The organism is Parablautia sp. Marseille-Q6255, from assembly GCF_951230155.1.
Classification (GTDB): domain Bacteria; phylum Bacillota; class Clostridia; order Lachnospirales; family Lachnospiraceae; genus Choladousia.
Window position 1 is genome coordinate 85,782 of the sequence record NZ_CATNVD010000014.1, and the last position, 24,662, is coordinate 110,443.

Here is a 24,662-nt window from a genome sequence, read left to right on the forward strand (position 1 = left end):
CCCCAGAAGTTGAATATTTGGATATGAATTGGAAGAAACAGAATTTGAAACTTGATGGATGGATCGCGCAGATCTGTCAGCATGAATTGGATCATTGGGAAGGAATATTGATATAAGCAGCGTAAAATTTACAGGAGAGATGGTTTATGAAAACAGAAAGAACAGATGAGTTGTACAAGGTTTTACTTACTAAAGGATATCCGAAAGAACTTTGTTCAGAAATAGCTTATAATATCTTGAATACTGATTATACGGCGACTAGAATGTTAGGATACTTGTATCGTTACACGGAACCTAGAATGGAAGATGTAATAGATGAAATGATAGCAATTTTAAGTGACCGGGAAGAATTCATAAAGAAAAAAGAAATGGAACAGGCGCAGGCTGTTATAAACGAGATTTATAGAAATGGGTTGTGATATAAAATATGAAAATAAAATAATTCAATATGAATAGTAGTAATTTGTAACGATAGTTGTCGAAGAAAATCCTTTGACAACTATTTTTTTAAACTTTTTTTCATAATCACCCTGTAAAATTCATTGATTTCCTTTCGTTATATGAGAAGACAAATTTGTTTTCTTTCTTATTTATAGATGGAAAGGAGTTTTGTGAAATGGGTTTTGCAAGAAAAGATGTGGAAGCTACTAAGAAAATGGAAAAGAAGTTCGTGAGATATCCAGAAGGTGCGGAGAAATATAGTTTAGGATTGACAAAATTTCAGGCATTAGCAAAAGAGGCGAAAGCAGTCTATAAAATTGATAAAGTAGCTTTAGTAAATTGTGAGATATTTGAAAAATATTTGGAAACATTCCGAGAGTATTAAAATTTTAAGAGAGAAAATAAGAGAGAAGAACTTCTATAGTTTTCTGCATTTTTAATTGACTTTATGTCATACAGAAAGTATAATGTTGGTATAGGAGGTATAAGAGCTGAAATGAAAAAGATGGGAAGACCAAAATCAGACAATGCAAAGAAGAAAGTATTAAGCATTCGTGTTCCTGATCAGCTATATTCCCAGATGCTTGCATACGCCGAACAACATAAAATGAATACAACGGACATTGTCCTAAAAGGGGTAGAGATACTTTTATCCGAGCAGAAAAAATAGTAAGTGCTTCTCTCTTAAGAGGAGGAAACTATTATGGCGAAAGTAAGAAAAGATTTGCGAGGAAGAACTTTACGTAAAGGAGAAGTACAAAGATCATCAGATAAAAGATACATGTACACCTATACAGATCCGATGGGTAGACGTAAATTTATATATGCTAACGATCTGGCAGAACTAAGAGAGAAAGAATCTAAACTGATGAAGGATCAGTTGGACGGATTGGATCTCTATGTTGCTGGCAAGGCAAGTGTGAATGATACGTTTGATCGGTATATGTCCACGAAGTATAATTTGCGTGAATCTACAAAAAGTTCATATTTATATACGTACGATCATTATGTACGTGACACCTTTGGAAAAAAGCGGATTGCAGATATAAAGTATTCTGATGTATTGCAGTTTTATTATTATCTTCTTAATGAAGTAAAAATTTCATTAGGAACATTAGATACTATTCATTGTTTACTTCATCCAACATTTCAGTTGGCAGTGCGGGATGAGATTATACGAAATAATCCTACTGATGGAGTAATGAAAGAAATTAGCAAAGAATCCGGGAAGAACAGAGGAATCAGACATGCATTGACAGTAGAGCAGCAAAGAGCATTTATGGAATATATTGCGAACCATCCGATATATTATCATTGGTGGCCTATGTTTACGGTGTTGCTTGGAACAGGATGTAGAATTGGTGAGGCATTAGGGCTTCGATGGCAAGACCTAGATTATGACAAAAGAACAGTCAGTATCAATCACAGTTTGAGTTATTATCAAAAACCAGAAAGCAACAAAAGTGTATTGAGAATATCCAAACCCAAAACGGAAGCGGGAATTCGTACAATTCCAATGTTGGATATTGTGAAAGATGCTTTTGAAATGCTTTATGAAGAACAACTGGAAAATGGTTTTAATGAATCAGAAATTGATGGAATGTCAGGATTTATTTTTTGTAATCGTTTTGGAATGGTTCCAAATCCACAAACAGTCAATCATACGATTAAGCGTATAGCGAATAGTTATAATGCAGACGAAGTGGTGCGAGCTAAAAAAGAACGAAGAGATCCTATTATACTACCTAATTTTTCTTGCCATCATCTGAGACATACTTTTTGTACACGACTTTGCGAAAATGAAACAAATTTAAAAGTTATTCAATCCATTATGGGACATAGAAACATTGAAACAACGATGGACATTTATGCGGAAGCAACAGAAGAAAAGAAACAAGAGTCATTCGAGAATTTAGCAACAAAATTAGATATTTTTTGAGAAGTGCTTAGTATAACGGATGACAACAATTTGTTTGGTTTACAGCAAATTGACAACAAAGTAAATTTAATAATGACGAATAATGAAGTGATTATAAGGTTTATAAATTTAGACAATATAGTACAATGACGCATCCCGAAGAATCATGAAGAAAACGTGAAATCTTTCCCGACGCTTAAGACGCTGGGCGGAGCTGAGACAGCAAAGAAGGCAGCGGAGCCGGCAAAGGGCTCAGAGCAGCCGTCTGATAAGGCAGAGGAAGTATCCGTACAGGCTGTGGCAAAGGCAGAGATCGACTTTTCTAAGGTAGAGGTAGAGCCTCTGTTTGAGGATATGGTGGATTTTGATACCTTCAGCAAATCTGATTTCCGTGCCGTAAAAGTAAAAGCGTGTGAGGCAGTGCCGAAGAGCAAGAAGCTGCTCAAGTTCGTTCTGGACGATGGAAGCGGTACAGACCGTGTGATCTTAAGTGGTATTCACGACTATTACGAACCGGAAGAGCTGATCGGAAAGACACTGATCGCGATCACGAACCTTCCGCCGCGCAAGATGATGGGGATTGATTCCTGCGGTATGATCATCTCTGCGACACATATCGTAGAGGGCAGAGAAGGACTGAATGTCCTGATCGTGGATGATAAGATCCCGGCAGGAGCGAAGCTGTACTAAAAGAAAGAACCTTGGAATGAAATAAAAAGATACAGTTGGGTGTACCAAAAAATGATACACCCAGCTGTTTTTTGCTTTATTAAAAATATCTATTCAATCCTCTTTTTTCTCTTATCGGTCACCGTTATTGTACGAAAAATTGCTCGTTGCCACAAGCAACGCATATTAACATTTAATACGAAATAGCAAATTAAAACTTGTTATTATCGCTTTATTTTAACAGTATTTATTTTACCGTTTAGTTCAAAACCGCCGTTATGGCGTTACCCATAGCGGCGGTATATATAATTATTTACTGTCTGCAAGCGTGATTTTCATATCCCGAACATTGATGATTGTTTCTTTTTTGCACTTTGGACAATAGAGAGGGAAGTTTTTCATCTCAGTATTTTCTTGTATCATTGTTCGGGTTTTATTTCCGCAGACAGGACAAAGTATCCATTGTGTTTTGATCAAGCCTTTTCCACTCCAAATCATTTTGCCTTTTGTTTTTTCAAAACTATTCCACATACGAATATTGCTGCAAAAAAGATAACAATTAAGTACCATAGATTTTCAAAACAAAATCCATTATCCAACATTAATCGGTATCCCCAAGAAGCAGGGAAAATATGCCCTATGGTTTCAAGAAAATCAGGCAGCAAGTCGATAGGAAACATAATTCCCGAAAGCATAATTGAGGGCAAGAACACTAATTGTGCTATCATTGTCAGTTTTGCTTGATTTTTTACCACCAATCCTAAAACACTTCCGATACTTAACGACACAATAATGTATATAGCAAGTGCAAGAAAGAAAAACGGAAGTTGTGTCGGCAAAGTTGCTTCAAATAAAACAGGGGCAAGCAGCACGATCGCGATACAGGTAATCATCAAATGAACAAATGCCGAAAGGAACATTGTAACAAGTCCTAAATATAACAATTATATTTTATAGAAAAAAGTCCATACTTTCTCCAATGGAATTGTATGGACTTTTTTAAAAACTATTTTTTTGATTGTTTTTGTATTTATTTGAAATATTCTTTTTCCGTTCCCTTCCAGGCAAATTTCTTTGGGGCAAAATATATTCTTCCATTTCTGCTTGCAGTTTAAAAAGCAATTGCTCTCTTCTTACAGCATTTTTTTCAAGGATTAGTTTTATCATCTGTTCTTTAAACAGTCCTATGGAAATATTTTCGTTTGTATGCATAGGATATTTGCTGCCTTTTTCACGACCTTTTACGAATACCTCCTCATCGGCTTCTTTGCGTATGTCCTGCAGCATATTATATACCAACACTTGTGCACGAAAATCCTGATCTACATAGATGGTTGATTTTCCTGTTACACTTTCAAACTTCATTTTATTTTTAAGTGTATGATATTTCTTCTCTATTTCCCATCTTTGATAATATAAATCCTCCAGTTGTTTCTGGGAAAATTCAAAGGGCAGATTTGTCATAAGTGCCAATTCATTTCCAGAAGGAAGCATAGAGGTCATGATCCTTGTATTCGTATTTCCTTTTTCTTTCATGCGCTCTAGTCTCTCAGGATGCTTTTTTCTTATTTTCTCTAATCGCTGACAGGTATGCCGTAAAATAACCGTTTCGTCAGTCGATTTCATATTTCTGCGCTCAAATTTATAATCATTGGAAGAAAGGCGGAATAAGTAACTGATTTTTTCCGTTTCCAGAAAATCAATAAATTCTATAGATGGATATCCCCTGTCAAAAATAGCTAATACGGGCTGTTTGATATCCATATGCGTTAAGTGATGCAAATTTTTCTTGGCAAGCTCCGTTTCGCTGGTAGAAATATGTGAAATTTCAATATCCAGATAAAACTGATTCAAAATATCATACATGCCACTTACCAGTGCCCGCACCTGTCCAAGTTCTGAGTGTTGATTGTTGCTTTTTCCAAAACGCTCTCGGTTTTCTGTTGAATTCGGCACTTCTGCTTTACTTCCATCAATTGCCAGTAACAGAAATCCATTCCAGAGCCTTGGCTCGGAAGAATGATAGAAATCAGCCATATATTCATCATTCAGATAAGAAAAAACTTCAGGATTAAGACGTTTTCGCTGTTGTAAATACCCTTGTTTCGACATTTTCATGGAGGGAATATCCTTTTGTATAAAATAGTTTCTCAGTTCCAGTGCAGTAGTAAGCCCTTTTTTAGAAAGACAGCACAGCAGGATATCTTTTAAAGGCATCTTTCTGTTTCTTGAAAAAGTATTGCTGTTTATTTTTCTTGCACGCTCTGCCAAAGCAGGATCTGACAGTTTTTCAGAAAGTTTTTGGATTCTTTCAATATAGGTACCCCTCATATACACCCCTGCCTAAATTTTATCATAAATAAAAGAATCTGCCCATCTCAAAGCAGATTCTCTTAAGTTTATGATGTTGGGCTTAGCCGGTGGTCTTGACTCGTTGAATATGGGGGTTATTCTTCCACACCCTCACTTTCAAAGAACTGTGCAACTGTCATACATTTCGGATGTTCCATTTCCAGACTTAAAAAGTCTTTGTCCCCTGTCAAAATAATATCCACATCGGACACAATCGCCGCATTTAAGATCGGCTGGTCTTTTGCATCGCGTATCAGCTTTTCCGCATGATCTACCGCCAGAATCAATTCATAGGACATTTCCGCAAGCAGCACTTCTGCGTCTGGCAAGAACTTTGGAGCTTTCCTTTTCAAAATATCCCGCAGCTCCACGATGTTGCGGTCACACAAAACGATTTCGTGATTATCCGCGACATACAACAGCGCTCGTGCTGGTTTGGAACGAGGGAAAACCAATGCGGAGAACAAGATATTTGTGTCAACCAATATCCGCATATTACCGTTCCTTTCCGTAGCGTACTTCGTCCACAAGTGCCTGAATATCGTCCTCGCTGATAACACCCATTGTCTCAGCAGCACCGGCAAAGGCAGCCTGCGCTTTGCAGATTGCTTTGGAAGAAGCGTTGCTTACAACGATTTCCCCATCCTGCTTCTGGAAGAACAAAATTTTATCCCCGGACTTCAAGCCGAGCAGCCGCCGGATTTCTACCGGCACAGTGATCTGACCGTTTGCAGAAATTTTCGCTAAATTCATAAAAATCACCCTTTCTATTCTTGAGAACTAAAGAAAACTTGAGGTCATTTATAGTATATCCCATTCAGTGATAAAAGTAAACTTACCGGGAGGGAAAAAGAGCTGCCGCCTTGCCTTATGAATTCTTTATGAATTTGATTAAAAAGTCCTTTACAAATCGTCTCTGGCTATTTATAGAAAAATTTGTAATATGTTCGTGATTCGTAAGTAGAAAAATTCATTAATCATCTAAAAAGGGCAGTTGCTGGAAATGCGCTGGTCTTTTTGCGAAAAATAATTATGAATTTATGAGTGTGAAAATGTGCGATTGCAGGAAATGCTGAGTTTTTGTACAATGCGATGACTGATTGAATTGTATCTAGATATGGGTTTGAGTATAAATTAAAACAGAAATACTATGCAAAAAAACACAAAAAAATAAAAAATTGTAGATAAAACAATAAAAAAGTAAAAAAGTTGAAGAAGAGAGAAAAAAAGTTTATTCAATTTGTACATTCTATTTGCTATGATTAGGACATCAAAAATATATAATTCAAGGAGGCAGGAAAATGAAAAAAAAGTTGATCGGGTTAATGGCATGGATTATGACAGGTACAATGCTTGTGCTTCCAGTATCTGCAAATGAAAAGACAGATATTAAAGTGGGATTTTCAGAACTGGATATTGATGGTGCGTGGCGTATTTGTCAAACAGATTCAATGCAGGAACAGGCAAACGCGAGAGGGTATGATTATGTGATGACAAATGCAGAATATGATACAGAAAAACAGGTTGCAGATGTAGAAGATTTGATCGCACAGGGATGCAATTTTCTGTTCATAGCTCCGATTGATATGGATGCTATTGTCCCTGCATTGGATGCTGCAAAAAAAGCAGAAATTCCAGTGGTGCTTTTGGATCGTGAAGCAGCGGGAACATGGGGAGAAGATTGGCTGACAACCATCATTGCAGATTATGTACAGCAGGGTGAGATGTGCGGTGAATGGATTGTTGAAAATAACAATATGGATGAAGAACTGAAAATTGTTGAAATTACTGGGGTACAAGGCGGATCTGATGTGAGAGACCGAGCTCAGGGATTGCGTAATGTTACTGAACAGTATGATAATATTGAGATTGTTTCTTCACAGTCTGGAGAATGGTCTAGAACAACAGCTCAAGAAGTTACTGAGAATATTATCCAGGCAACAAATGGTGATTTTGATGTGGTTTATTGTCACAATGATGAGATGGCCCTTGGTGTTGTACTTGCTTTAAAAGCAGCAGGTATGAAACCAGGAGAAGATGTACAAGTAGTAGCCATTGATGGTCAGGCGGAGGCAATAGAGGGGATTATTGCTGGTGAAATTAACTGTATTGCAACTTGCAGTCCAAGGTTTGGTGAAGCAGCATTTGATGCAATGGAGAAATACTTAGCGGGCGAGAAACTGCCAGAGAAGATTATTAATCAGGAAACACTGATTACGGCAGAAAATGCAGAAGAGCAGCTGGAATTTGGATTCTGATGAAAAGAGTTTTACAAAAATAAAACTTAAGACAGGAAACGAAAGAGGACTGTCTCACAAAACTGCAGAAAAAGTATGACAGAAAATTGGAAGCAGATGTGGGCAGTCCTTTTGCTGACAGAAAATGGTGGTGGAATATGGAATTTATTCTTGAAATGAAAAAGATTCAAAAATCTTTTCCTGGGGTTAAAGCATTGCAAGAAGTTGATTTTAGAATGAAACCAGGAGAAATTCATTCTTTAATGGGGGAAAATGGGGCAGGAAAGTCGACTTTAATAAAAATATTAACTGGTGTGTATGAAAAAGATGAAGGAACGATTATATTTAATGGAAAAAAAGTAGAAATAAAAAATACAATTGATGCACAGAATCTTGGAATCAGTACGGTCTATCAAGAATTAAATATGGTTCCCCATTTGAGCGTAGGCGAAAATATATTTGTCGGAAGATACCCTAAAAAGAATAATGTAATAGATTGGAAAACATTATTTTCAGATGCACAGAAACTTCTGGATAGTATGGGACTAAATATCAATGCAAAAGCAATGTTAAGCAATTATGGAACAGCTGCGCAACAGATGGTATCTATTGCAAGGGCAATTAGTTTGCACTGTAAAATTATTGTGCTAGATGAACCTACTTCATCTTTGGATACAGAAGAGGTGGAAATGCTGTTTCGCTTGGTAAGAGAATTAAAAACAAAGGGGATTGCAATTTTGTTTATTTCACACCGCCTTGATGAAGTGTATAAAATTAGTGATCGTATTACGATTTTAAAAGATGGAAGGTATGAAGGAACGTACTTGACCAAAGAATTGAGTCAGAATGAACTTATTACAAAAATGGTAGGGCATGAAATTGAGCAGAAAGACAAGATTGAGAGAACGCATCAATATAGCAGCGAGGAGTGTGTAATTGCACTGGATTCAATTGTTTCGAAGCCAAAATTAAAGAATATTTCCATACATATTAAAAAGGGAGAGATTGTAGGATTGGCAGGACTTCTTGGGTCTGGGCGCACAGAGACGGCACAGGTAATGTTCGGTTACACAATTCCAGATTCGGGAAAAATTCGGTTAAAAGAAGCAAATATTTTTCTAAGAAATCCAAGAGATGGTGTGAAAAACCGGATGGCTTTTTGTACAGAAAATAGGAGAGAGGAAGGGATTATTCCTAATATGAGTGTTCGTAATAATATACTTCTTTCCAGTTTAAAAGGAATCAGCAATTATGGTTTCCTGAATAAATCTAAAGGAGATGAAATTGTACAAAAATATATTGACAGATTCAAGATTAAGACCCCAAGCCCAAATCAGAAGATAAAGAATTTGTCGGGTGGAAATCAACAGAAAGTAATTTTGGCTCGTTGGCTTGCGACAAATCCGGAATTTATTATTTTCGATGAACCGACCCGGGGAATTGATGTTGGTGCAAAACGAGACGTTGAAAATTTGATAGCAGAAGTTGCGGACATGGGATTGGCGGTTTTACTGATTTCATCTGAAATGTCAGAACTAGCCCGGAATTGTGATCGGGTATATGTATTGAGAGATGGATGCGTGGCAGGAGAAATTAGTGAACAAGAAATCTGCCCGGCTACAATTACAGAGGTGATATCGGACTGCAAAATATAAAATAATAGATGGGAGGTGGAGAATATGCAGCAATTAAAAATAAAGAATGAAAAAGGAATATGGAAAGTCCTGGGAGATTACGGGGTGTTTATAGCATTTATTCTTTTATTTATAGGAAATTCTCTTTTTACTAAGAATTTTCTGAGTATTACAACGATACAAAATATTCTGTCACAGTGTGCCACAACAGTTTTTCTGGGAGTAGGAATGACTGTAGTAATTGCAACAGGTGGAATTAATATTTCTGTTGGTTCTGTAATGGCAGTATCAGCTATGATAGCAGCAAAATTTATTAAAGCTGGGTATATGTGGCAGGGAATGGTATTCGGATTAGGTGTTGCTATAATATGTGGGGCAGTTACAGGATATGTCATTATAAAATTTGATGTGCAACCGATGATTGCTTCGTTGTCTATGATGTTTATTTTAAGAGGCATAGCAAAGTTGTTAAATGATGGAAAAAATATGAATCCGGGTAATCGAGAATTAAATAATTTTTTATATGAAATGGTAGGTCCTATATCGGTACGAACGGTTATGTGGTTTGCAATTGTTATTGTTATATTTGTGCTTGTTGCAAAGACAAGATTTGGGATTTGTATTGAAAGTTATGGAGACAATGGACGTGCAGCCAGAATTGCCGGGATTAATGTAACACTTATAATTACGGCTTCTTATATCATTTGCAATATATTGGCTTGTATAGCTGGATATATTGAAATGGGATATTCATCAATTGTAGATCCTGGAAACATGGGGTTGACAAAAGAGATGGATGCTATTGCGGCAACTGTACTGGGAGGAACCTCAATAGATGGGGGAAAGACACATATTTGGGGAACTGTTTGTGGTGCAATTGTATTGCAAATGATTACTATTATGGTAAATATGAATAACATATCATCCTCTTATGCAAAAATTATTAAGGCGGGTATAATTATTTTAGCCGTGTTTTTGCAGAATGTGAAAAAAACAAGGAGGGGATAAATATGAGAAAGATAAAACATTTTCTGGGTGATAACGCTGCAATTATTGGTCTTTTATTTATGTTATTGTTGGGAACACTGATTAATTCCAGTTTTTTGACCTTAGGTAATCTTTCAAATATATTGCGTCAGAACAGCACAATTACGATTGTAACGCTCGGGATGGCGGTTGTAATTATATCCGGTTCTATTGATTTAAGCGTTGGCTCGTTGTTTTGTTTATCTGCTTTTGTAAGCAGTTATTTAAGCCAATATAACACGGTACTGGCAATCGCGGGAACATTGTTATTTGGCGCTTTAGTAGGATATGTGAATGGAATATTGGTAACTAGAATGAGGATTCATCCGTGGATTGCGACATTATCTATGATGTTAGGATTGCGGGGGATGGTTCTGGTGTTGACTGGAGAAAATACATATAAACCTAAAGTTCCAAATATATCATTTGAAGCAGTTGCAAGAGGAAGTATCGGTCCATATTTGAATTATCCGTTGATTATTACCATAATACTTGTGGCAGCCTTTGTATTTATGATGAAATATACGAGGATAGGAAGAGATTTTTATGTGTGTGGTGGTAATCGGGAAGCTGCAAAAATGATGGGAATCAATGTGAACCGGGCGATTAACATGGCATTTGTTTTAAGTGGTTTGATGTGTGCTATATCTGGTATTATTTTGGCTGCCCGGTTAGGCTCAGTTTCTCCTCTTGCGGGAGACGGAAATGAAATGTATGCGATAGCTGCCTGTGTTGTGGGTGGCATTTATCTGACAGGCGGCAGAGGAAAAATAAGTGGTGCGTTTATTGGATCTGTTATTGTTGGACTTTTAACCAACATTTTTAATATGCAGTCACTATTGAGTACATTTTGGGAAAGTGTTATTACTGGTTCTCTTGTGTTAATTGTTGTTTTGCTACAGCAGATATCGGCAAGAAGGGCAGAGCATAACAGAAAAATATATGAAATGCAGTAAGTTGCTTTTAAAGGAGGAGAAGATGAGAACATTTATTCCAGAAACAGAAGCAAAAGAATTGGTTTGTACTATTGGGCGTAAGATGTATCAGAAGCAGTTTGTATCTGCAAATGATGGAAATATTACAATACGAGTAGGGGAGAGAGAGGTTATAGTAACCCCTACGGGTGTATCTAAAGGAGATTTAACTCCGGATATGTTGGTTAAAACAGACTTTGAAGGAAATATTTTGGATGGAACCTGGAAGGTGACTTCTGAATTGCCAATGCATTTACGAATTTATCAGGAAAATGATGAGGTGATGTCAACTGCACACGCCCATCCGTGCTATTTAAGCATATTTGCTAATATGGGATTAGAATTGGATTTGCCTATTACTCCGGCAACAGCGGCAATTTCGGGAAGAATTCCAGTAGCTCCGTATCGTAATCCAGGGTCTAATGAGCTAGCGGATTCAGTGGCACCATATGTGAAAGATTTTAATGCTGTACTCTTAGCCAATCATGGACCTATAGCTTGGGGGAAAACACCCAAAGAGGCATGGTATACTCTGGAGGATGCAGAAGCGTATGCAAAAATGGCACTGATTCATAAATTTATAACAGGGATGTATCGGCCAATTACAAAAAAGCAAATACAGCTTTTGGCAGATACGCATGGATTGGAAATTAATCCCAAGCGAATGGTAAATGCGCCGGATAAAACAACAAATGAGGAGAAAGGAATATCTTTAGCTGCCTATTCTTGTTTGAAACTTGAACTTTCAGATACCTCAATTGAAAAATTGGCAGAGAAGATTATTCTTAAATTAAAATAATAGAAAGAATGTGCTATGTACTGGAGGGAAAAATATGGTGCACAGACATATGGCAGTTGATATTGGGTCAGAGAGCGGCCGTGTTTACATAGGGCATCTGAAAAATGGCAGGATTGTTACAGAAGAAATTCATCGTTTTAAGACGCAATTCATGCAGGTTCATAGAAAAAGTTTACGTAATATATACCGATATCATGAAGAAATTATTAAGGCGCTACAGTTATACGCGCAGAAATATGGGGATACATTGGAAAGCATAGGAGTTGATAGTTGGGGAAGTGATTTTGTCTTATTGGATCGGAGCGGGAATATAAGCAGGCTTCCTGCATCATATCGGACCACTTCTAAGACAATGGATGTAGTGAGAATCCTGGAGCAGAATATAGGAGTTCAAGAAATCTATATGAGAACTGGAAACCAGGCAATGCCGACAGATACATTGAGTCAGCTTATCCGCCTGATACGAGAGGGAGACTCATCTATGGATAATCCGCAGGGGATTCTTTTTATGGGTGATGTGTATCATTACATGCTGGGGGCACAACCTTGCTGTGAACATTCTTTAGCTAGTTATTGTAGATTTTATAATAATCATACTGATGCATGGGATCAAACAATTATGAGAGCATTTCATATTCCGGATTCAGTCATGCTTCCAGTTGTTCGGGCGGGAGATGTAATAGGCCACGTAGATTCAGAAATTTTAAAAGAAGCAGGAATTCATAACGAGGTTAAAATTATTACACCATGTACACATGATACAGCATGTGCAGCGTTAGCTGTACCGGATCTGGGAGAGGATTGGATGTTTATTAGTAGTGGTACATGGTCACTGATGGGGACAGAGACGAAAGCTCCGATTATTAATGAATTGTCATATCGTTATAATTTGTCTAATTCTTCTATGCCGCTTGGCACTAATATGTTGAAGAAAAATATACAGGGAATGTGGGTTATTCAACAGTGTCTGCGCGCGTGGAATAACGATTATTCTTATAGTGAATTAGTAGAATTGGCATGTTCTGTTTCAGAAAATCAGGTATATATTGATGTAGACATGGAGGAGTTTTATTCCCCGGAAAATATGGCCAAAGCAGTAGCAACAGCAGTAAAAAGAGATTTTGGAGTAGATGTGGATTGGGAAGATTATGGAAAAATTTCCAGAATTTGCTATGAGAGCCTTGCATTGAAATATCGTTATTATTGTGATAAGATTTTAGAAGTAGCAGATAAAACAATTTCCAAAATTTATATTTTAGGTGGAGGAAGTAAGAATGGTCTTCTAAATCAGTTGACGGCAAACGCAACGGGGTATCCAGTATATACTGGAGTAACAGAAGGAAGTAGTATTGCAAATATTTTGCTGCAGGCCTATGGATCGAATGAAATAAAAGATAAAAAAGAAATGCGGCAGGTAGTGTGCAATACATATAGTACAAAAATGTATTACCCTAAAAATACAGAAGTATGGGAAGAAAAATACAATATTTTTGTACATCATATTTCACACAATGCCCAATGGTAGAAGTATCCCGCTGAATTGCTGATCAGCGGGATACTTTTGTAGCATAATACACTGATTTTATGAAATGTAGGGACTGTATAAAACTGAGGGGGAAAAATGAAATTATTAGTTGTGGATGATGAGGATTTTACCAGAAAGTGTGTGTCGGAACAGATGGATTGGAATTCTTATGATATAGAAGTAGTTGGTACTGCTATTGATGGCATTGACGCCTGGGAAAAGATTTGTGTTCTAAATCCAGATTTTGTGATAGTTGATATTAAAATGCCAAGATTAAATGGCTTAGAATTACTTGAGAAAATTGAAAATGCCAGATTAGATATCGATACAGTGATATTGAGCGGATTTGATGAGTTTGAGTTTGCACAGAAGGCATTAAACTTAGGAGCTAAGAATTATCTGCTTAAACCAGTCGATTTATCCGAATTATTGAATATTATAATTATGCTCCAAGAGAAAAGGATACAAAAAAGAGAAAGCCTAGAAAATGTAAATGGTTTTGAGAATGTAATTCGTAATCTTATTTATATGGAGTATACTCCAGAACAACTGGATAAAATTTATGAAAGGGTTAAGAAGGTATGGAACAACTGGCAGGCTGTGCTATTGTTACAAATGGAAGATATTAGTGAAGCTTTATATATCGGAGCATCAAGCATATATAAAAATTTACTTCAGAAAATAAAAGAATACTGTAGTTTACATACAGAAAGCTATCTTCTAGAAAAATGCCCACAGAATATTATGATTTATTTTTTGGCGGAAGAAAAGGAAGATATAGGAAAATTGACGGATGAATTGATAGAAATAGTGCAGAATACATTGCTGAGAGCAAATTATAGTAATTATACAGTTGGAGTAAGTGCGACAAATTATACAGTTGAAGAATCAGGAAAGTCTTTTTTAGAGGCAAGCAGAGCATTGAATATGAAATTTATATATGGTAGTGGAAGGGTGTATTATACAAATTCAGATTTTTCATATGCAGAACCAGAGAGTTTAGCTTTAAATAAAATGATTCAGAAAATTATTGAATATACAGTTTATTATAATGAACAGAGTATAGACTATCTGTTAGAACAGTTCTATGAAGAGGCTCAAAAAAGAAAAATTGATTGTGATTATATGAGGCAGGCAACGTATCTTATTTTAGTGGGAATTATTCGTCATGAGGCATTGGTTAACATAGATATTGCTTCCTTATATTCAAATACGGGAGCAGTAATAATGGATTTTTGCAGTTGTGATGACAAAGAAAAAATGTGGGAAAAATTAAAATCATTTTTACACACCATAGGGAGACAGTTAAATAAGGTGAAAATAAAGAAGCCTAATCAGACAGTGGTGTGTATTGAGCAATATATTAAAGAACATTACGCACAGACAGATCTTTCTTTATCTAGGATTGCGGAGGCATTTAGTTTTAGCCCGGCATATATTTCTACACTATTTAAGAATAATTGCAGACAAACTATAACAGATTATATAAATACTGTAAGAGTGGAAGCTGCTTGTAGAATGCTTCGTGACGAATACTTTAAAGTTTCCAGCATATCAGACCAAGTTGGATATTCGAATACTACGTATTTCAATAAAGTATTTAAAAAGCTGAAAGGCTGCTCTCCGAGAGATTATCGTGAACAATGGAATGGGTAGGGTATGAAAAAATTATATGAAAAGATTTTTAAAAGATTTGCTTCAGTGGTTATTATGACAGTACTATTGACAGATGGTTTCTTTCTGGTTTATTTTATTGCAGTTTCTATAAAAAATGCGCAGATTTCTCTAGACTCGTCCGCTTACTATAGCAGTAATGTTTTGGAAAAACTTATCGAGGAAACTGCGTTGATTAATACGTTGATTCAAAATGATTCTGGTGTACAAGAAGCGTTGCGTAATGTGCCTAAGAGTAAGAACGGTACATATTCTCAAAAATTGCAAATTAATGGATATTTTTACACTTTACAGGAAAACAATACTTCGTATATAGATTCGTTTTATGTATTATTGTGGTCCTATGTCAAGATTTAGTACAAGTTAAAATGAGGTTTTCCTCATCTTAACCTGCCATCTGCAATTCGCCCTGCTGAAGCCTACGATACAGCTCTTCATAATCATTTGGTGACATATAATCACAGTGACTATGAATTCGTTTCGTATTGTAGAATGCTTCTAAATATTCGAAAATCAAACGATATGCATGATCATAATCTCGAATCTTAAACCGATTCAGCCATTCTCTCTTAATCAGGGAGTGGAACGACTCAATACATGCATTATCCCATGGATATGCCTTTTTAGAATAACTACACTGCATGGTTGCGGTTACACGTTTGTATTCTTTTGATACATACTGGCTTCCGCGGTCTGAATGCAAAATTAAAGGTTTATCGATATTGCGTCTTGCTTTGGCTTTCTTTATTGTTTCAATCACGCAGGATACTTCCAATGTTTTGGAAAGTGTCCAGGCAATGATTTTTCTGGAATATAAGTCCATAATACTGGTCAGATAAACAAATCCGTCTATCGTCCAGATATATGTGATGTCAGAACACCAAACAGCATTTGGTCGTTCTGGATGAAACTGTTCATCAAGGATATTTTTTAATTCGCTGCTGAAGTCAGAATCTTTGGTCGTGATGGTCCATGGCTTGCTCCATTGAGCTTTGATGCCCATTTGTTTCATATACTTACCAACGGTACGCTCGGAGATGATTTCTCCTGATTTACGCAATTCCCTGGTAATTTTAGGGGCACCATAATTCTGTTTAGATTCATCATAAATATCTTTGATTTTAGCTTTTACGGCTTCACGTCTTTTTTCTGTATTAGAAGGAACACGTTTTAGCCATGCATGATAACCAGAACGAGAAACGCCAAGATGTTTCAACATTCCGGAGACAGAAACCCGGCGTTTTGCCTTATGGGCAGTTTCTGCCATCTCCTTAACTTCGAGATAAATGGCTTCCGTCATTTTCCCAGAATGTTGATTGCTTTTTTTAATACTTCAAGGGCATCCTGTGCATCTCGTAATTCTCGTTTTAATCGTGCGATTTCTTTTGCTTCATCAGAAGCATAGTTACCGGAACCACGGCTTTCAATATCACCTGTTTCACGCAGTTCTTTCTGCCAGCGTGATAATGTCTGCTGACTGATTCCTAAGTTTGTAGCACAGCCTTGCAGTCCTAAGTTCTTGTGATCATGATAATACTGGACTGCATCCAGCTTAAATTGTTTGTCATAGTGCTTTGCCATAATGAGTTCCTCCTTCAGTGCGGTACCTACATTGTACCATGATTTTTCTTATAAGGAATTCTCATTTTGACTTGTACTATTTATATTCTAGCACCATTGGATGATGGACGGCAGTTTAAATCAACAAATTTTCCTCTTTTTTATAGTAGCGCGCAAGAAGTGCCATCTTATGAAAAGCTTCGGCAGTATAAAGAAATGACTTGGATGTCCGCATATGAAAAATCACTAGTGGCAAATAATTATAAAAGTGGATATGTGTCAGTCTGTTATCCTCTTTATAATATAAGAACTGGGAAAAGTGAAGGCATAGTATTAGAAGAGATTCTTATACAGACGATAGAAGAAAGCCTTGTAGCAGCGGGTTACTTAGAAGATATAAATGTGCAGATTTATGACAGTAATGCTGAGTTGCTTTTCGGAATTATTAAGCAGTTAGATAGGGAAAGCGTGCGGATAGAGAGCAAGATAGATATGAGCAATGGCTGGTGTTTGTGCTTTAGCTGTGATTTGTGGAGTATGGTTGGACAAACAGTAGGAATGGCGTTACTACTGGGTGGTGTTTTGTCAGTAATAATGATTTGCATTTCTCTTTTTCTCAGCAGAAAAATTGTCGCGTCTATATCGGAACCGATTCATCAGCTTCTTGAAATTATGAAGAATGAGGAGTTATTGCAGTATCACGAACAGGTAAAGATTAGTACGGACATTTGTGAAGTCAAGAGTTTGTTTCAAAAATATGAACAAATGATACAACGCCTTAGAATATTATTTTGCGAGTTAGAAGAAAAACAAAAAGCGTTGAGAAAATCAGAGTATGTAGCATTGCAGGCACAGATTAATCCGCATTTTCTTTATAATACGTTAGATAATATTACTTGGAAAATACGTACAGGGAACCAACAGGATGCAATTGAAGAAGTGGTAAGCCTGAGCAGATTTTTTCGCTTATCTCTGAGTAGAGGTGCAGATATGGTATCTGTCAGAAATGAGATGGAGCATGTAAAACTTTATTTAAAACTTCAGAAAAAGCGATATGGGAAGCGGTTTGATTATTCGGTAGATTCCTATATAGGATTGGAAGATATGATGCGGTACTATGTACCAAAACTGATTCTTCAGCCGTTGGCTGAAAATGCAATTTATCATGGATTTGAAGAAATACAGGAAGGGGGAATGATTTTGATCACAGTGGATTGCGGGCAAGAGAAAATAATATTTGAAGTGAAGGATAATGGCACGGGTATGGAAAAGGAATACTTGACTAATTTAAATAGAGAATTAGAAAAAACAGATTTTTCTAAACGGGCGGTCAATCAGACAGGATATGGAATTTTTAATATTAATGCAAGAATTAAAAATGTATTTGGAGTGGAATACGGATTAACTTTTGAAAGTCAGAAAGGCGAAGAAACAATAGCCAGAATAGTTCTCCCGTATATTTTGAAAAAGTAAAAAAGTAAAAAAAAATAGAGGAGACAGAGGATGAAAGATAAGGACATTGCACTTGCCTATTTAAACAGAAACAGAATATTGAATATCGGTATGCTTCAGGTACTGCGAAGGGGAACGGCAGAAATCCTGTGTGCATATGAAAATGGCGTATATCTGCGCGATACGGTGAGTGATGCATATATGCTGTCGACAGATGATGCGGCGGCGGGTATAGAGTGGATGGCTGCGTTTGAAAGTCGTTCCTATTCGCTGATGCAGATATGTAATAAAGAGGCAGTGGAGCATGCAAAACGAAAGTACGGATTTGAGACGGAGCTTATCTGCGTGCAGGCAATTTATGAAGGGCAGGGCGCGTCGCAGATTTCCGATTTGACAGCAGAAGGCAAAGAGACAGCGGGGGTAAAAGAAAAAGAGGATGGGAAAGACGGGTCAGGGATAAGCAATCCGGAAAATCCCGGAAAGCTTGTAATCTGTGAGCCGGATGATGCGACAATGGAGTTGATACAGCACCACTATGACAAGATCTCGGAGGAGGAGCTGTGGCAGATCCGCAGACTCCACAATCTCTATGCCGGATATCTGGACGGTGTGTGTGTCGGCTTTATCGGAAGCCATCTGGAGGGCAGTATGGGATTGCTTGAGGTCCTCCCTGCGTATCGCAGGCGGGGATATGCTGTGGAACTGGAACAGTTTATGATCGCTCATATGCACAGGCAGGGGCTTTTTGCATTTGCACAGATAGAAACATGGAACGAAAAGTCCCTGAACCTGCAGAAAAAGCTGGGAATGCAGATTTCGGAGGAAAAGGTTTACTGGCTGTTTTAGTTGTATCTTTTTTATTCCTCCACGAAAGCCTGACTCAGAATATAAAACTCTTCTTGACCTGGAAGATACTTCTTTTCCATTGGCTCCAATGTGTCGTCATAGCGTTTTGCTTCTTCTTCGCTGATCGCCATAACAGGGCTGTCCTGATAAATCCATTTATGACCGTCCAGCACATGAGGGACAAGCTCTTTGACCATCATTGCCGCAGGGTATTTCCCATTTTCGATACAGACATTGTATTTTTTGCAGCTTTTGAATCCGCGGCTGACATAGTTGGCAGGGCTTCCGAAGATGACAATCGTATCATAGCCTGACTGCATGGCTGCCTGGAATGAATGCTCTATAAGCATTTTTCCATACCCCATTCTCTGATAAGCCGGAAGGATACTAACCGGACCGAAGGTTAATATATCTTTTTCATTCCCGTTTTCGTCCGTTAATGTTGCTTTTGTGTACATGATATTGCCAATCACATCACCGTTCCGTTCGAGAACAAAATCCAGTTCCGGAATAAAGTCCTCATGTTCTCTCATGATATGGACTAAATAGTGCTCCACACAGCCTGGCACATAAAGATTATAGAAGGCCTGTCTTGTGATCTTCTCTACAATTTCCCGGTCTTCTTTTTTTTCATTTCTGATAATAATTTTTTCTTCCATAAAGTAAGTTCTCCTTTTTATACCCTGATTGGCATTTTCTTGATCAGTTTTGAAATTTCCTTTTCCTGTTTCCCCTTTGCAGCCATGTAGCTTTCTTTATCTTCTATATAATCATTTTCAGCTTTTAGCTTCTGATAGGCTTGCCATCGGTCTGCCTCTAATTCTCCCGTTTCCAGTGCTTTCTGAATGGCGCACCCGGGTTCACCTGTGTGCGTGCAGTTGCGGAATTTGCATAAAGAGGCAAGGGTTTCTATGTCTGCAAAGGTTTTTTCAATTCCTGTATCGTTATCCCACATTCCAAATTCACGCATACCCGGAGTATCGATTACCATACCGCCCGAAGGGAGCAGGAATAACTCTCTGTGGGTAGTGGTGTGTCTGCCTTTATCGTCATTGCGAAGTCCGTTCGTTTTTAGCTGTTCTTTACCCAACAGGCGATTGATAAGGGTGGATTTTCCCACACCGGAGGAACCGATAAATGCAATCGTTTTGCCGTCCGAAATAAATGGCAGAAGTTCCTTATATCCATTTTCCTCAGTTGAAGTTGTAACCAGAATATCCACCCCGAAAGCAACGGAAGATACTTCTGTAAGCTTATTCTCCAGATCATCACACAAATCTGATTTTGTCAGCACCACAACCGGCGTAGCGCCACTGTCCCATGCAATCGCAATATATCGTTCCAGGCGTCTCAGGTTAAAATCATTGTTTAATGCCATGCACAAAAATACGATATCAATGTTTGCAGCAACAATCTGCTCCTGCTGTGGTTCACCGGCTGCTTTTCGGATAAAAGCACTTTTTCGGGGCAACAGCGATTCAATGATGGCACTGTTTCCGGATGCATTCCAATTTACCAGTACAAAGTCGCCAACAGCCGGGTATTCAGAAGAAGCCGTAGCCTGGAAGCGGAACTTTCCTGACACCTCTGCCAGTTTTTCTCCCTTGTCCGTTATGATTCGATAGAACCCTTTCTCCTGGGAAAGAACACGAGCTGGTTCTAAAGGGCTGTCTTGTGAGAGCTTACTGGAAAATATTTCTGAGAAGCCGTATTTTTTTATGTTTATTGAATGGTCCACTGTAATTTCCTTTCTTCTTGTTTTTTTACGAAAAATATTTTTGGAAGAAATCATCGATATAGCGCATATAGCTTTGAGCGATTTCTTCTTTTGTTTCTTTTGCATCTGCGCCATCTGACATGTTGAGCAGAAGATAAAAGGGGGAATAAAACTCGATCGCCAGCGCATGAGGGGAGGGCAGCGGCTCTTTTTGTTCATTTGACATTTCACAAAGTAGATTCTCGATATACTCCAAAGGTCCGCTGACGAGAACCTTCTGGTATAAAGCATTCATTTCAGGAGATTTATATTGCTCCAGCGTCAGCATTTTGCGGAAGTTGCAGGCAATTTCATCCTCACTCCAATAACGGAACTGCGCCTTCATATAATCGCCTAAGCTTTTTGGAGATACGTGAGAGAATGCTTCCGGCATATCCGAATAATCCTTTTCCGGAACACCATTCATTCTGGAACGTTCCACATCCAGCTGGCAGACATATTCAAATATGCAATTAAAAATATCTCTCTTGTTTTTATAATGCCGGTATAACGCGCCCTTTGTCATGCCCAGTTCTCCGGCAATCTGGCTGACAGATACTGCCTCATACCCATTGACAGCAAATAGCCGCAAAGCAGCTACTAATATTTTTTCCTTTGTATTTCTCATCCTAAGCCTCCAATTAGTAAACGAATGTTTACTGATACAGTATAGTAAACAATCGTTTACTTGTCAAGCAATAAGGAATGATTAGGGAGGACACATAAAAAATGAGGGAAACATTTAGCTTAAGATGTTTCCCCCATTTTCTATCCACTATTCATTTTTCATGTGAATAGCAGTTGTTATTTTATTTATGAAATCATCTAACAGTGCACTGCCTAAATCCCCCTGTTTATGGCTGCGAACGGTGATTGTACTGCTGGAGGCTTCCTTTTCTCCTAAAATAAGCATATAAGGAATTTTCTCTAACTGTGCCTGACGGATTTTATAGCCGATTTTTTCGTCTCTGCGATCAATCTCGCAGCGGATTCCGGCTTTTCTCAAAGTTTCATAAACCTGAACTGAGTATTCCAGAGATTTTTCAGAAACAGGAAGGACTTTTACCTGTACAGGAGATAGCCAAAGTGGAAATTGGCCTGCATAATGCTCGATTAAAATTCCAATAAAGCGTTCGATAGAGCCAAAGCATACTCGATGGAGCATGATCGGACGTTTACTGTTTCCGTGCTCATCTGTGTATTCCAGCTCAAATCTCTGCGGCAACTGGAAGTCAAGCTGTATGGTACCGCATTGCCAGGTACGTCCTATGGAATCTCTGAGGTGAAAATCAATTTTAGGACCGTAAAAGGCTCCGTCGCCTTCATTTACAGTATAGTCCATATTCATATTTTCTAAAGCATTGCGCAGTCCGGTGGTAGCCAGATCCCATTCTTCATCAGTTCCGATGGAATTATCAGGACGGGTAGATAATTCTACAAAGTATTCAAAGCCAAACTGGCGGTACACCTCATCAATGAGTCTGGTTACGTTTTCGATTTCTTCCTCAATCTGGTCTTCCCGCATAAAAATGTGCGCATCATCCTGTGTAAAGCAGCGCACACGCATTAATCCATGAAGCTGACCGCTTTTTTCATGACGATGTACAACACCAAGCTCTCCGATCCGCAAAGGCAGATCTCTGTAAGAGTGCATCTGACTTTTATAGACAAGCATACCGCCGGGACAGTTCATAGGCTTGACTGCAAAATCTTCCTCATCAATAATCGTTGTGTACATGTTCTCTTTATAATGCTCCCAGTGACCGGAAGTTTCCCAGAGCTTTCTGCTTAAAATAGCAGGTGTGGATACTTCTGAATAATTTTCCCGTTTGTGTATATCACGCCAAAAATCAATCAGTGTATTTTTGAGTGTTAAACCTTTTGGGAGAAAGAAAGGAAATCCCGGACCTTCTGGTGTGAACAGAAATAATCCAAGCTCTTTTCCTAATTTTCTGTGATCTCTTTTCTTCGCTTCTTCGATCATATGAAGGTGATCTGCTAATTCGGCTTTCGACTCAAATGCCGTGCCATAAATTCTGGTGAGCATTTTGTTATGCTCATTTCCGCGCCAGTAAGCCCCTGCTACGCTAGTAAGCTTAAAGGCTTTGATACCTTTTGTATAAAGAATGTGAGGGCCGGAACATAAGTCGACGAATTCCCCCTGTTGATAAAAACTGATAGGCACATCATCTGGCAGATCCTGAATGAGTTCCATTTTATAAGGCTCATTTCGCTCTTCCATAAGCTTGAGCGCCTGATCTTTCGGAAGAATAAAGGGCTTTATTGGAAGGTTTTCTTTTATAATTTTTGCCATCTCGTTTTCCAGGGCTGCCAGATCTTCAGAAGAAAAACCTGTTTCCCGGTCGAAATCATAATAGAACCCATCGTCAACAGCCGGTCCGATCGCTAATCGTGTTTCCGGGTATAATCGCTTCACTGCCTGGGCCAGAATATGAGAAGTGCTGTGACGGATGATGGACAGAGGGGAGTCGGCATCTTGTATATTTCCATTTGGTAGTATAATTTTCATAAATATGCCTCGCTTTCTTATATAATGATTACCGTTTTCATTTTATCTGCAAAAGCATCAGAAAAAAATACCCAAATGGGAAAGAAAATATCCCATTTGGGCATTTAAAATTTTTTACATCGTTCTCCGGAATTTTTCCGCGTCTGGTTTTTTATGATAACACCTTCTTTGTAATCGTTTTATATTGTTTCCTGTAGTTTGTAGGAAGAAATCCTGTATAACTCCGAAAGGCCTCTGTAAATTTTCCCGGACTTTCATAACCTATTTCGGAAGAAATTTCTGAAATCGGTTTGGTCGTTTCGGACAACATTTTTTTCGCAATTTGTAAACGGTATTCTTTTAAGTAAGTAGCGATCGGTTTTCCGTAAATTCCTTTAAAAAGGTGTTTGAGAGAAGTAGTATTCAGTAAGTACTTTTTTGATAATTCCTCTATTGTAAAGCGATTTTCGATATTCTGGATCAAAAAATCGTGGATTTCCTGTATGAGCTCTGCCTGTGATAAGGTAAAAGGCTGAACCTTGGAAATTGTCTGCCTGTAAATCGTAGTCAGGAAAAAAAGCAATTCCTGCACCTTTAAGCGTGCATAGGGAAGAAGATATTGTTCTGGCATATCATATAAGTTTGCAAAAATAGAACTGATCAGCATACTTGAGGACAGGGAAAGAGGTTCTCCAAGAGGGCAGAGCTTTGCAATCAGATTATGTGGATCGTATCCCCAGTCTTTAAAAATATTCTGCAGAACAGGATCCAGATGAAAAGGATCGATCAAAATGGTGATACCCTCATAACAGGATAAGGGAAGATGAATCACAGAGGAAGCACAACAGTCCAGCGTATGTATTTCCAGGTCTCCCGGGTTTAAATACACAGAAGTATTATTTTTCATATCCCAGCCGATAATTCCTTTGTGACAATAATTGACCTCCAAAATATGTTCATCAGAGCTGTGCTCAAAGGAAATTTCTTCAGAAGAGAATTCTGTAAAAGACAGTTCGACTCTCTGATAAATGGGAAAATGGTTTAAGGTACCTTTTTTTAAATAAGATAGCTGCTCGGCAGATTCGTGAAACAGACTGTTCATATTGTGCCCCTCTTTTGATACAGAAAATATCCATAATTTGTTCGATCATTATGCGGATCGGTAACGTATATTGTCTCATAAAAATCTTCTTTCGGGCTTACTTTATCATAGAATATACCATTTGGAAATAAAAATAAAAGGCCAAAATAACAGATCAGCTACGAGGATCAGAAGAAAAAAGAAAGAGG

General features: G+C 37.9%; 27 protein-coding genes and 1 pseudogene. 16 read left to right on the forward strand and 12 right to left on the reverse strand.

Annotated features, from left to right (window positions below; translation table 11 throughout):
- The first annotated feature begins 17 nt into the window (after nt 1-17).
- The 6 genes and pseudogenes from QOX44_RS12145 to QOX44_RS12170 all read left to right on the forward strand — a co-directional run.
- Complete coding sequence (locus QOX44_RS12145) at nt 18-116, forward strand: peptide deformylase (protein ID WP_330390365.1); 99 nt, start codon at nt 18-20, stop codon at nt 114-116.
- A gap of 30 nt (nt 117-146) precedes the next feature.
- Nucleotides 147-419, forward strand: coding sequence for a hypothetical protein (locus QOX44_RS12150; RefSeq protein WP_054703388.1), 273 nt, complete (start codon nt 147-149; stop codon nt 417-419).
- Between the two features lie 197 nt (nt 420-616).
- Complete coding sequence (locus QOX44_RS12155) at nt 617-826, forward strand: DUF6462 family protein (protein ID WP_008976866.1); 210 nt, start codon at nt 617-619, stop codon at nt 824-826.
- Nucleotides 827-937: 111 nt separating this feature from the next.
- Entirely contained in the window at nt 938-1,111 is a 174-nt protein-coding gene (locus tag QOX44_RS12160; RefSeq protein WP_009246937.1) for a hypothetical protein, read from the forward strand.
- Between the two features lie 33 nt (nt 1,112-1,144).
- Nucleotides 1,145-2,380, forward strand: coding sequence for a site-specific integrase (locus QOX44_RS12165; protein ID WP_072447139.1), 1,236 nt, complete (start codon nt 1,145-1,147; stop codon nt 2,378-2,380).
- A 153-nt stretch (nt 2,381-2,533) separates the two neighbouring features.
- Nucleotides 2,534-3,049: pseudogene (locus QOX44_RS12170) on the forward strand (lysine--tRNA ligase); the annotation flags it as partial.
- A gap of 288 nt (nt 3,050-3,337) precedes the next feature.
- Here the strand turns inward: QOX44_RS12170 and QOX44_RS12175 are convergent.
- The 5 genes from QOX44_RS12175 to QOX44_RS12195 form a co-directional block, all read right to left on the reverse strand.
- The gene (locus QOX44_RS12175) at nt 3,338-3,598 is read right to left on the reverse strand and encodes a cysteine-rich KTR domain-containing protein (protein WP_442955416.1); all 261 of its coding nucleotides are present in this window, start codon (nt 3,596-3,598) and stop codon (nt 3,338-3,340) included.
- On the reverse strand, nt 3,523-3,948 hold the full coding sequence (locus QOX44_RS12180; protein WP_331488390.1) for an ABC transporter permease: 426 nt from the start codon (nt 3,946-3,948) through the stop codon (nt 3,523-3,525). The genes QOX44_RS12175 and QOX44_RS12180 overlap by 76 nt, the downstream gene beginning before the upstream one ends.
- A 79-nt stretch (nt 3,949-4,027) precedes the next feature.
- A complete protein-coding gene (locus tag QOX44_RS12185) occupies nt 4,028-5,359 on the reverse strand; it encodes an IS4 family transposase (protein ID WP_283683381.1) in 1,332 nt (443 codons plus the stop codon).
- Nucleotides 5,360-5,475: 116 nt separating this feature from the next.
- Nucleotides 5,476-5,874: a putative toxin-antitoxin system toxin component, PIN family gene (locus tag QOX44_RS12190; RefSeq protein ID WP_283683382.1), complete on the reverse strand. Its 399-nt coding sequence runs from the start codon at nt 5,872-5,874 to the stop codon at nt 5,476-5,478.
- A 1-nt stretch (nt 5,875) separates the two neighbouring features.
- Nucleotides 5,876-6,133, reverse strand: coding sequence for an AbrB/MazE/SpoVT family DNA-binding domain-containing protein (locus QOX44_RS12195; RefSeq protein WP_283683384.1), 258 nt, complete (start codon nt 6,131-6,133; stop codon nt 5,876-5,878).
- A gap of 548 nt (nt 6,134-6,681) precedes the next feature.
- On the opposite strand from QOX44_RS12195, the gene QOX44_RS12200 reads away from it, so the two are divergent.
- The 8 genes from QOX44_RS12200 (at nt 6,682) to QOX44_RS12235 (ending at nt 15,606) form a co-directional block, all read left to right on the forward strand.
- On the forward strand, nt 6,682-7,638 hold the full coding sequence (locus QOX44_RS12200) for an ABC transporter substrate-binding protein (protein ID WP_283683385.1): 957 nt from the start codon (nt 6,682-6,684) through the stop codon (nt 7,636-7,638).
- A gap of 98 nt (nt 7,639-7,736) precedes the next feature.
- A complete protein-coding gene (locus QOX44_RS12205) occupies nt 7,737-9,272 on the forward strand; it encodes a sugar ABC transporter ATP-binding protein (protein ID WP_283683386.1) in 1,536 nt (511 codons plus the stop codon).
- A 24-nt stretch (nt 9,273-9,296) separates the two neighbouring features.
- Complete coding sequence (locus QOX44_RS12210; RefSeq protein WP_283683387.1) at nt 9,297-10,259, forward strand: ABC transporter permease; 963 nt, start codon at nt 9,297-9,299, stop codon at nt 10,257-10,259.
- 2 nt (nt 10,260-10,261) lie between these two features.
- Nucleotides 10,262-11,233: an ABC transporter permease gene (locus QOX44_RS12215; RefSeq protein WP_283683388.1), complete on the forward strand. Its 972-nt coding sequence runs from the start codon at nt 10,262-10,264 to the stop codon at nt 11,231-11,233.
- A 22-nt stretch (nt 11,234-11,255) separates the two neighbouring features.
- Entirely contained in the window at nt 11,256-12,050 is a 795-nt protein-coding gene (locus QOX44_RS12220) for a class II aldolase/adducin family protein (protein WP_283683389.1), read from the forward strand.
- Between the two features lie 34 nt (nt 12,051-12,084).
- Entirely contained in the window at nt 12,085-13,575 is a 1,491-nt protein-coding gene (locus QOX44_RS12225) for a rhamnulokinase (protein WP_283683391.1), read from the forward strand.
- Nucleotides 13,576-13,671: 96 nt separating this feature from the next.
- Nucleotides 13,672-15,231, forward strand: coding sequence for a response regulator transcription factor (locus tag QOX44_RS12230; protein ID WP_283683392.1), 1,560 nt, complete (start codon nt 13,672-13,674; stop codon nt 15,229-15,231).
- Nucleotides 15,232-15,234: 3 nt separating this feature from the next.
- Complete coding sequence (locus QOX44_RS12235; RefSeq protein ID WP_283683393.1) at nt 15,235-15,606, forward strand: hypothetical protein; 372 nt, start codon at nt 15,235-15,237, stop codon at nt 15,604-15,606.
- A gap of 28 nt (nt 15,607-15,634) precedes the next feature.
- On the opposite strand, the gene QOX44_RS12240 is transcribed toward QOX44_RS12235, so the two are convergent.
- Together QOX44_RS12240 and QOX44_RS12245 are read right to left on the reverse strand one after the other, a co-directional pair.
- The gene (locus tag QOX44_RS12240; protein ID WP_283682379.1) at nt 15,635-16,549 is read right to left on the reverse strand and encodes an IS3 family transposase; all 915 of its coding nucleotides are present in this window, start codon (nt 16,547-16,549) and stop codon (nt 15,635-15,637) included.
- Nucleotides 16,546-16,830 carry a transposase gene (locus tag QOX44_RS12245; protein WP_009261811.1) on the reverse strand — a complete coding sequence of 95 codons (285 nt, stop codon included), beginning with the start codon at nt 16,828-16,830 and terminating at the stop codon, nt 16,546-16,548. Before QOX44_RS12245 ends, QOX44_RS12240 begins: the two co-directional genes overlap by 4 nt.
- A 66-nt stretch (nt 16,831-16,896) precedes the next feature.
- On the opposite strand from QOX44_RS12245, the gene QOX44_RS12250 reads away from it, so the two are divergent.
- Complete coding sequence (locus QOX44_RS12250) at nt 16,897-18,282, forward strand: sensor histidine kinase (RefSeq protein ID WP_283683394.1); 1,386 nt, start codon at nt 16,897-16,899, stop codon at nt 18,280-18,282.
- Nucleotides 18,283-18,312: 30 nt separating this feature from the next.
- Nucleotides 18,313-19,107, forward strand: a complete 795-nt coding sequence (locus tag QOX44_RS12255; RefSeq protein ID WP_283683395.1) for a GNAT family N-acetyltransferase — start codon at nt 18,313-18,315, stop codon at nt 19,105-19,107.
- 11 nt (nt 19,108-19,118) lie between these two features.
- On the opposite strand, the gene QOX44_RS12260 is transcribed toward QOX44_RS12255, so the two are convergent.
- The 5 genes from QOX44_RS12260 to QOX44_RS12280 all read right to left on the reverse strand — a co-directional run bounded on the left by QOX44_RS12260 (nt 19,119) and on the right by QOX44_RS12280 (nt 24,279).
- Nucleotides 19,119-19,766 carry a GNAT family N-acetyltransferase gene (locus tag QOX44_RS12260; RefSeq protein ID WP_283683396.1) on the reverse strand — a complete coding sequence of 216 codons (648 nt, stop codon included), beginning with the start codon at nt 19,764-19,766 and terminating at the stop codon, nt 19,119-19,121.
- 17 nt (nt 19,767-19,783) lie between these two features.
- Nucleotides 19,784-20,845 carry a ribosome small subunit-dependent GTPase A gene (gene rsgA, locus QOX44_RS12265; RefSeq protein ID WP_283683398.1) on the reverse strand — a complete coding sequence of 354 codons (1,062 nt, stop codon included), beginning with the start codon at nt 20,843-20,845 and terminating at the stop codon, nt 19,784-19,786.
- Nucleotides 20,846-20,870: 25 nt separating this feature from the next.
- A complete protein-coding gene (locus tag QOX44_RS12270) occupies nt 20,871-21,491 on the reverse strand; it encodes a TetR/AcrR family transcriptional regulator (protein ID WP_283683399.1) in 621 nt (206 codons plus the stop codon).
- Nucleotides 21,492-21,638: 147 nt separating this feature from the next.
- Entirely contained in the window at nt 21,639-23,393 is a 1,755-nt protein-coding gene (gene thrS, locus QOX44_RS12275; RefSeq protein WP_283683400.1) for a threonine--tRNA ligase, read from the reverse strand.
- A gap of 151 nt (nt 23,394-23,544) precedes the next feature.
- A complete protein-coding gene (locus QOX44_RS12280; protein WP_283683401.1) occupies nt 23,545-24,279 on the reverse strand; it encodes a helix-turn-helix domain-containing protein in 735 nt (244 codons plus the stop codon).
- Nucleotides 24,280-24,662 lie beyond the last annotated feature (383 nt).

Bases quoted from the DNA above. Each gene is read 5' to 3' on its own strand.
- QOX44_RS12225 (WP_283683391.1), top strand. From the start codon at position 12,085: ATGGTGCACAGACATATGGCAGTTGATATTGGGTCAGAGAGCGGCCGT.
- QOX44_RS12230 (WP_283683392.1), top strand. From the start codon at position 13,672: ATGAAATTATTAGTTGTGGATGATGAGGATTTTACCAGAAAGTGTGTG.
- QOX44_RS12185 (WP_283683381.1), bottom strand. From the start codon at position 5,359: ATGAGGGGTACCTATATTGAAAGAATCCAAAAACTTTCTGAAAAACTG.
- QOX44_RS12240 (WP_283682379.1), bottom strand. From the start codon at position 16,549: ATGACGGAAGCCATTTATCTCGAAGTTAAGGAGATGGCAGAAACTGCC.
- QOX44_RS12210 (WP_283683387.1), top strand. From the start codon at position 9,297: ATGCAGCAATTAAAAATAAAGAATGAAAAAGGAATATGGAAAGTCCTG.
- QOX44_RS12155 (WP_008976866.1), top strand. From the start codon at position 617: ATGGGTTTTGCAAGAAAAGATGTGGAAGCTACTAAGAAAATGGAAAAG.
- QOX44_RS12200 (WP_283683385.1), top strand. From the start codon at position 6,682: ATGAAAAAAAAGTTGATCGGGTTAATGGCATGGATTATGACAGGTACA.
- QOX44_RS12160 (WP_009246937.1), top strand. From the start codon at position 938: ATGAAAAAGATGGGAAGACCAAAATCAGACAATGCAAAGAAGAAAGTA.
- QOX44_RS12150 (WP_054703388.1), top strand. From the start codon at position 147: ATGAAAACAGAAAGAACAGATGAGTTGTACAAGGTTTTACTTACTAAA.
- QOX44_RS12165 (WP_072447139.1), top strand. From the start codon at position 1,145: ATGGCGAAAGTAAGAAAAGATTTGCGAGGAAGAACTTTACGTAAAGGA.
- thrS (WP_283683400.1), bottom strand. From the start codon at position 23,393: ATGAAAATTATACTACCAAATGGAAATATACAAGATGCCGACTCCCCT.
- QOX44_RS12195 (WP_283683384.1), bottom strand. From the start codon at position 6,133: ATGAATTTAGCGAAAATTTCTGCAAACGGTCAGATCACTGTGCCGGTA.
- QOX44_RS12270 (WP_283683399.1), bottom strand. From the start codon at position 21,491: ATGAGAAATACAAAGGAAAAAATATTAGTAGCTGCTTTGCGGCTATTT.
- QOX44_RS12255 (WP_283683395.1), top strand. From the start codon at position 18,313: ATGAAAGATAAGGACATTGCACTTGCCTATTTAAACAGAAACAGAATA.
- QOX44_RS12280 (WP_283683401.1), bottom strand. From the start codon at position 24,279: ATGAAAAATAATACTTCTGTGTATTTAAACCCGGGAGACCTGGAAATA.
- QOX44_RS12245 (WP_009261811.1), bottom strand. From the start codon at position 16,830: ATGGCAAAGCACTATGACAAACAATTTAAGCTGGATGCAGTCCAGTAT.
- QOX44_RS12260 (WP_283683396.1), bottom strand. From the start codon at position 19,766: ATGGAAGAAAAAATTATTATCAGAAATGAAAAAAAAGAAGACCGGGAA.
- QOX44_RS12235 (WP_283683393.1), top strand. From the start codon at position 15,235: ATGAAAAAATTATATGAAAAGATTTTTAAAAGATTTGCTTCAGTGGTT.
- QOX44_RS12190 (WP_283683382.1), bottom strand. From the start codon at position 5,874: ATGCGGATATTGGTTGACACAAATATCTTGTTCTCCGCATTGGTTTTC.
- QOX44_RS12180 (WP_331488390.1), bottom strand. From the start codon at position 3,948: ATGTTCCTTTCGGCATTTGTTCATTTGATGATTACCTGTATCGCGATC.
- QOX44_RS12215 (WP_283683388.1), top strand. From the start codon at position 10,262: ATGAGAAAGATAAAACATTTTCTGGGTGATAACGCTGCAATTATTGGT.
- QOX44_RS12175 (WP_442955416.1), bottom strand. From the start codon at position 3,598: ATGGTACTTAATTGTTATCTTTTTTGCAGCAATATTCGTATGTGGAAT.
- QOX44_RS12220 (WP_283683389.1), top strand. From the start codon at position 11,256: ATGAGAACATTTATTCCAGAAACAGAAGCAAAAGAATTGGTTTGTACT.